The sequence below is a fragment of the Okeania sp. SIO2C9 genome, from assembly GCF_010672455.1.
Lineage (GTDB): Bacteria > Cyanobacteriota > Cyanobacteriia > Cyanobacteriales > Microcoleaceae > Okeania.
Genome location: NZ_JAAHGO010000167.1, coordinates 1 through 4,988, shown reverse-complemented (window position 1 = coordinate 4,988; position 4,988 = coordinate 1). Strand labels below are relative to the sequence as shown.

Sequence of the window (4,988 nt, the reverse complement as noted above, 5' to 3'; positions counted from 1 at the left end):
CTCCCTGGTTCACCAACAATAGTTGTGCCACTCACTTTTTTATGTTCTATCTATTAATTTGTTGGCTAAAATTTTGATTATCGTTCATGTATCTTTTCGTACTACATTGTGAAGTGCGGAATGTGGGATCTAAAAAAGCTTCCTTAATAATTAATAATTACTGAGATATCTATTATGATTTTAGCGAGGGGATATTGTGTGGGGTTTCAAAGTAAATATTACTCCTCCATTAATCATTAATAATTAATTATTAATTGTTTAATACTCACATTTTTTTGACAATGATTCTCCATTGAAATGAACTAAGCGCAATTGGAAATTTTAGTTGTAAAAGATTTACAACACTCACACGAAAAAGCCTATATGGCTACTAACTATTTCCCTCACAATAGATTCTTGCACCTAAAGTTGAATCTATCACAAAAGGATTTTCATTACCCTGATATTTAGCAATTAAATGAGAACGAGTTATCTCTAAATCATCAACAGGGTCAGCAATATTCCACTGACAAAGTATTTCTTTTTGCTGTGGAAAAAAGTTAGAGTCTTTGGCATTAGCTTGCTCTCTATATACCGTGTAAAAATAAAACATTGCACGAGCTACATCACCCTTTTTATTTTCTCTGGGTTCAAATTCACTTCCTGTTAATGATTCACTATAATTATCAATTTCTGTAATGGGTTGATTAAGTAAAATTTGATTATTTATCCACCATTTATCTGTTAATGAATCATTAATTTCTGCAAAAGGATTATTGCTCCGTTCAGTATTTATCCGTTCATAAGCTGGAAAAAGACTATGCAAATCACTTTTACCCGCACCTATAGCTCCCTTACTTTGAGGATAAATATGCTCGGCATTAATATCATTTTGATATGCTATTTGTCTAGGATTAGATGAATTAGGGTCTAAATCAATACTATAACCAGTGTATATGCCCTGAATTACACCATCATGGTTATCAATTTTTGTATACATGATATCTCTAGCCATGTTATAATTAAAAGTTTTCTTGGGGGCATATTCTTTGGCTACTTTTTTCAATAATTCTATACCATTAAGCTCTGGCAGAATTGATTATAGTTGACTACTTTCTAGGTTAAAAGCTATACCATTAGATGAAAAATTGACTAGAAAAAAGCAACTTAAACAGACACATAATAAGATTTTTTTTACTAATTGCATAAGTATTTTTTCCTTTTACACAAATTTTCACGCTCCCAAAATTCCAACTTCTGCACAGCTCGTTTCGAGCATCTCCTCACCCCGTCTATCATAACGAAGTAGTAGTCATGGGTGAAGCAGCCACCCGCCAATTTCTGCACAGTCACAATATCTTTGTATCCAGCAAGTCAGAACACTTGTGTCCAGCATCGGGACATACCCATAGCGCATCTGTCCGAGGCCACTTCATAATTATTAATTTTGAATTTTTAATTACTGAAAGCCATCTGCCTCAATTAATGAAACAAAAGTCTTTTCACCAACCTGCTCACTTCAACTATTTTTTTTTAGCTCTCCAGTTGCACAAGCAAACGTTTTTTCGTGTATTCTGGACTGTTAAATATGATAATGCGCCTTTCCTTTCCTTTCCTTACCTAAGTATATGTCTGATATTGTTGTTCAATCTTCTCTACCTCTGGCCTCTCACTCTGACCTCCTGGAGGAATTATTGGCTGATAAGCGTAGTCCAAATACTCGTCACGCTTATGCTAAGGATTTGAAAAGTTTTTTTCAATTTCTTGCAGGGTGTGACCCCACTCCGGAGTTGGTAGAGCAGTTTCTTTCCTTTGAAAGAATGCAGGCGATCGCTTGGGTATTAAAATATCGGCAACATCTTTATGGCCGTGGGTTGAAAAGTGCCACGGTTAATCGTCGGATATCTGCAATCAAGTCTTTGGTTAATTATGCTCGGAAAGTGGGGCAATGTAATTTTACTCTGGCTGATATCCAGAGCGATAAAGTTCGGCCTTATCGGGACACGACTGGCATTCCTGCTGCTGAATATAAAAAGATTTTAGCTGTGCCGGATCGTTCTTGTTTTGGGGGGAAGAGAGATTATGCTATTTTGAGATTATTATGGGATAATGCTTTGCGCCGTTCGGAAGTGTCGAAGTTGGATATACTGGATGTTGATTTGAGCGGACGCTCGCTTTGGGTATTGAGCAAGGGGTGGGGGGATGAAAAACAGCGGGTAAGCTTGACGCTCAAGAGTGTGGAGGCTTTGCAGGATTGGTTGACGGCAAGAAAGGAGTGGGATGTTAATCAACCTTTGTTTATTAGGCTTGACCATTCTACTTGGGGAAAAAGGTTGGGAGACCATGCTATTTATATGATGGTACGACGGTTGGCGACTAGAGCGGGTATTGAGAAGTTGATGAGTCCCCATAGGGTGAGGCATAGTAGTATTACGACGGCTTTGGATAAGACTAATGGGGATGTGAGAAGGGTGCAGAAGTTATCACGTCATTCTAATTTGAATACTTTGCTTATTTATGATGATAATCGTCAGGATTTACAGAAGGAAATTTCTGATATTTTGTCTATGGAAGTTTGAGTTTATAATTAACAATTAATAATTAACAATTAATAATTAATAATTAATAATTAATAATTAACAATTAATAATTATCGGTCGCGTCACGCGTCTGGGGAGTTCTATTGCTGGAGCATCAATAATTAAGCGCCTGACACTCATTAATTACTGAAAAATTAAGGTAACAACTCTATCCTTAGCTGTGCCACGTTCTGTCGCCCTACAGGGATAAAAAAAGAAAAAAATTCCTTTTCAACAATTCTTTTATTAGAGAAGAGGTAATTATTAATTATCGCTTACTGGAGCAAGCCCTAATTAACAAGAAAGTATCTTCCTAGATATACGCTCTGAAATTATTAATTATTCATTATTAATTACAAGGGGAGACTATCTCACTAGCTTTATGTTCTTCAATTATTAATTATTCATTATTAATTATTCATTATTCGGTAAAGCATAATTCTTGACAACAGTCTGAACGATTGATAAAGTTGCTCTTAGCAACTTATGGCAATATGTAGTCTTTTGGTAATTTTTCCTAGACAAAAGTTATAGTTTCCTCGACTACAAGACTCAATCTATAACAGTGCGAGAGTGATTCCGGGTAAGAGCGTTATAGAACTCCGTTCCGCTTACGCGACCGAAAATTTCATTCTTTTCCTTCTGCTTTCCCCTCATAAATTTCAACAATATCTAACCCAACCTCATAAACAGTATCAATTAATCCATCTGGTTTAACTACTTTCACATGACCGCCAAACCCAATAACCCAACTTAAAAAACTCACATCTTTTAAACACCAACCAGGTAATTCCACTCGAAACCGATGGAGAAAACGTCGATCTGTGGGAGATGTCACTCAATACAATCTGTCTGTATTAAGTGTGGAAGTTATCAACAACCATCCTGAACCGTTCGGGAGAATTAGCTGCTTCATATAAATCAGTCGTATCCTTGCACGAATCTTCTATTTCTGCCAATTAATAATAATGTCGGTATTTTTTCCGAGCCATCCGTTTCGCTTTTTTTGTATTCCATCTAGGCACAGCAATTATATCATCAACTTTTTTCAACTTCTCAGGAATAGGTTCTCCTACCAATAAATCAATTGTTTGCGCAATAAACTTACAGCAGTTTATAGGAAATCTTAAAACTTGTTCCTCTGCGAATCTAATAACAACCCAATCATTCTGCTCAAAAAAAATGTCTCTATTAATCTCTGTTTTATCGTCTGTGCAGTGAGTTGTTTTTTTACCTTTGCCACTACAAGTATAAGGCTCGTCAATTTCTATATCTACATATAAATTCCAGTCTTTAAGATAATAAATAAAATCAGGAGTGTAGGGATATTCAACATACTTGATAACCCGATAATCCACCATTATTTCGCCAGGGAGATAATGACTAAGAGCTTGGTGAAATATTTCTTCACTCCTTCCTTTGGGAGCATTGCTCCCTTGAATAGGTTTCAGTGGCTTAATTTGCTGAAATTTTTGTCGAGCTAATTCTATTTTTTGACTGCGCTCTGTGGATTGTGTTCTGTAATTGTCCACTCTATTTTGATAATCACGCATACTAGAATGCTGGCTAGTTTGGGATTTTTGCCATTGCTCTAAATGCTGCTGATAGGCATCAAATTCTGCTCTATAATTAAGCATTATCATATCGAATTCTGCTTTCTTTACCCCATAGCCATTTTTTTCTCTAGAGAAAATATAGCTAGCTACAATTACAGCTATTACCAACATAAATCCACCACCTGGACCAATGGCTTTAACCCAAAATGCAGAGACAAAAATAACTAATCCTATCATTGCTAAAAAAATATATATATTAGGTTTTTTTGGTTCTATTAATTTAGGTTTAATAGGTGATTTTGGTTTCTCTATAAATTGTGGTTCTTGAATTTGAGGGACTTCAATTTCAGGCATCGCTACAGCAATGTTTAAAATTTTTTTGGGGATTTTAAAAACAGGGTATACTTGATTAAACATTGTTAAATAATTAATTACTAATTATTATATTTGATAATTTTTAAAGTAATTTAAACCCATGCAAAAAAATAATAATATTCAAATATTCCTAATTTTTAGTGCTTTAGTAATATATGTTAGTTTTGGTGTCTATACAAATAGAATAATAAGTATTTCTAGACCTCAATACTTGCCAGTTACAGCAGAAGTTATTATTAATGATTTAAAAATAGACTTAGAAGTCGCTGACACCCAAAAAGAAAGAAAAATCGGGCTTATGTTTAGACCTTCTTTACCCGATTATCGCGGGATGCTGTTTGAGTTTAAACCTCCTCAAAGAGTAAAACTGTGGTATCCACTCAATATGATGGGGTAGGCAATGATTATAATTGCCAAGACCAACCAAAGGAACTAACAGAAGAGCGATCGCGAATAATACTTGCCAGAGACGGAATATTACCTGCCCTCAAAATGCGGT

Annotated in this window: 5 protein-coding genes; 2 read left to right on the top strand and 3 right to left on the bottom strand. The window is 35.3% G+C overall.

All coding sequences use genetic code 11. The features are described from left to right. Nucleotides 1–370: 370 nt before the first annotated feature. Entirely contained in the window at nucleotides 371–1,045 is a 675-nt protein-coding gene (locus F6K23_RS39800; RefSeq protein ID WP_293166627.1) for an endonuclease, read from the bottom strand. A gap of 562 nt (nucleotides 1,046–1,607) precedes the next feature. On the opposite strand from F6K23_RS39800, the gene F6K23_RS39795 reads away from it, so the two are divergent. After that, nucleotides 1,608–2,558, top strand: a complete 951-nt coding sequence (locus F6K23_RS39795) for a tyrosine-type recombinase/integrase (RefSeq protein WP_293166625.1) — start codon at nucleotides 1,608–1,610, stop codon at nucleotides 2,556–2,558. 628 nt (nucleotides 2,559–3,186) lie between these two features. Here F6K23_RS39795 and F6K23_RS39790 read toward each other — a convergent pair. Together F6K23_RS39790 and F6K23_RS39785 are read right to left on the bottom strand one after the other, a co-directional pair. Next, nucleotides 3,187–3,396 (bottom strand): WYL domain-containing protein, encoded by a 210-nt coding sequence (locus F6K23_RS39790; protein ID WP_293071197.1) that lies wholly within the window; start codon nucleotides 3,394–3,396, stop codon nucleotides 3,187–3,189. A gap of 121 nt (nucleotides 3,397–3,517) precedes the next feature. Continuing rightward, nucleotides 3,518–4,531, bottom strand: a complete 1,014-nt coding sequence (locus tag F6K23_RS39785; protein WP_293166623.1) for a hypothetical protein — start codon at nucleotides 4,529–4,531, stop codon at nucleotides 3,518–3,520. A 58-nt stretch (nucleotides 4,532–4,589) separates the two neighbouring features. On the opposite strand from F6K23_RS39785, the gene F6K23_RS39780 reads away from it, so the two are divergent. Then, nucleotides 4,590–4,886 (top strand): DUF192 domain-containing protein, encoded by a 297-nt coding sequence (locus tag F6K23_RS39780; RefSeq protein ID WP_293166621.1) that lies wholly within the window; start codon nucleotides 4,590–4,592, stop codon nucleotides 4,884–4,886. Nucleotides 4,887–4,988: the final 102 nt, after the last annotated feature.